This is a genomic window from Paraburkholderia sp. CNPSo 3274, assembly GCF_024206475.1.
GTDB lineage: Bacteria > Pseudomonadota > Gammaproteobacteria > Burkholderiales > Burkholderiaceae > Paraburkholderia.
The window spans coordinates 1-1000 of record NZ_JAMBPR010000225.1 but is presented as its reverse complement, the minus strand read 5'-3'; the positions used below and the strand labels follow the sequence as shown (position 1 = coordinate 1000).

Here is a 1000-nt window from a genome sequence, read left to right as displayed (position 1 = left end):
CAGGTTGCTGAAGTACCGCTGAAACATGTCATCGCGCAGAGTTCGTGAAGCGTTGATAGATGAACCACCACTTACCCACTGGAGATCATGCGCGGCGCCGACACTTTCACCGAGAGTTTGTTTTCCGTGCGCAAGCTGGACGACTTCGTCCCCAAGTCGCATCCGTTGCGTTCGATCCGCGTAATGGCGAACGAAGCGCTGGCGAAGATGGATCGACTGTTCGCCGAGATGTACGAAGCGGACATAAAAGGTGGACGGCCGAGCATCGCGCCGGAGAAGTTGCTGCGAGCCATGCTAATCCAGGTGCTCTACAGCATTCGCTCGGAGCGCCAACTGATGGAGCAGGTGCAATACAACCTCTTGTTTCGCTGGTTCATCGGCCTGGCCATGGATGACGAGGTGTGGGTGCCCACGGTCTTTACGAAGAACCGCGAGCGTCTGATCAGACACGATGCGGTGATCGAATTTTTCAACGAGGTGGTGGCCATCGCCCAGAAGAAGTGCCTGCTCTCCGGTGAGCATTTCAGCGTGGACGGCACCCTGATCCGGGCGTGGGCTGGACACAAGAGCTTTGTACGCAAGAATGGGGACGATCAGGACAACGACGGCGGCGGCGCGGGCGACTTCAAGGGCGAGAAACGCAGCAACGAGACACATCAGTCGAGGACCGACCCGGATGCGCAGCTCTATCGCAAAGGCAAAACGGCCAGCGAATTGCGGTACATGGGTCATACGCTGACCGATAACCGGCACGGCTTGGTGGTCAATGCGCGCGTGACACGCGCCGACGGGCATGCCGAGCGTGAAGCGGCCAAGATCATGATCCACGACGCACAGCAAACGGTAGAGGATCCGAACGTAGAAATTACGTTGGGTGCGGACAAGGGCTACGATGCCCAGGAATTCATCGAGGCGTGCCAACAGATGAAGGTCATACCGCACGTTGCGCAAAACACCTCGGGGCGGCGTTCGGCAGTGCCCGATACGATTGCCTCGAGCG

Annotated in this window: 1 protein-coding gene; it reads left to right on the top strand. The window is 58.5% G+C overall.

The window, feature by feature from the left end; translation table 11 throughout:
* Positions 1-87 precede the first annotated feature (87 nt).
* Positions 88-1000, top strand: a 913-nt coding sequence (locus M3I54_RS44340; protein WP_254346726.1) for an IS5 family transposase, incomplete at its 3' end; no start/stop codon positions are given.